Source organism: Arhodomonas sp. KWT (assembly GCF_010993615.1).
Genome location: NZ_WNXE01000664.1, coordinates 1 through 920, shown reverse-complemented (window position 1 = coordinate 920; position 920 = coordinate 1). Strand labels below are relative to the sequence as shown.

The window sequence follows — 920 nt, the reverse complement described above, 5'->3', positions numbered from 1 at the left end:
CGGGTCGCCGTTGGTCCCGCCCTTGCGCGAGAGGCTGAATCCGGGAATCGGCTTGAGATAGGCGCCGCCATCGGGGGCCGGCACCGGCTGGCGGGGCCGGCGCGGGTCGGTCACCACGGTGAAGGGATCGCCCATCATCGGGGCGGTGACGACGACGTCCTCCACGGTGATGGACGTGTCTCCGGGCTCGGCCGCGACGGCCGGACACACGGCGACGGCGGCCGCGAAAAAGCCGCCGGCCACGGGCGCGCGGCGGCGGACGGTACGGGTTACGGGCATGATCGGATGCCTCCTGTCCTGCAGGCGTTTCGAATAGCTACTGACGCTGGAAACGGACACGCCGCGGCACCACCGGCCCACACCACCGGCACTACGGGGACGCGGTCCGCAGTGGCAGGGCCGGCACGGGCGGTGTTACCGCGGCGCGGTCAGGACAGAACGGGGGGCGCGCGGGGACGCGCCTGGGACGGCACCGGCCAGTCGTTCACCTCGGCCGCCGGGGCAATCGGCGGCCGGGGATCGTCGAAAGGCCGGCGGATGCCCCCCATGTCACCGCCGGCGGACGGCGGTGCCGGGGCGGCACCCATGCTGTGACAGCCCGGGGTGTCCGGGCACAGGGGGCAGCTCTGCGGCGCGGAGCTATCGTGGTTCGAGGCGAGCAGTTTGGAGAGGCGGACCTGGCGGAAGCCGTCCCCAGTGCAGATGGTGACCCAGCCATCGTCGGCCGCACCGGCACCCAGGGCGGTGGCCAGCGGCATGCTCATGTTCATCAGCATGAGCAGGCACAGGCCGATCACCCAGGCGGGGCGCCGGTGCAGGCGGTGGATGGCGGGGTTTGTCACGGTGTTATCCGAATATCCATATATCTTTCGGAAATATCGCGACTCTACCCCGCCGGAGGTCCCGGGCAGTTGACCCCG

1 protein-coding gene and 1 pseudogene are annotated in these 920 nt (G+C 71.3%); both read right to left on the bottom strand.

Features of this window, described 5'->3' with window-relative positions:
* Window positions 1-279, bottom strand: a pseudogene (locus G7A99_RS21560) (TonB-dependent copper receptor); the annotation flags it as partial.
* A 149-nt stretch (window positions 280-428) separates the two neighbouring features.
* A complete protein-coding gene (locus G7A99_RS21555; protein ID WP_163143972.1) occupies window positions 429-842 on the bottom strand; it encodes a hypothetical protein in 414 nt (137 codons plus the stop codon).
* Between the last annotated feature and the right edge of the window lie 78 nt (window positions 843-920).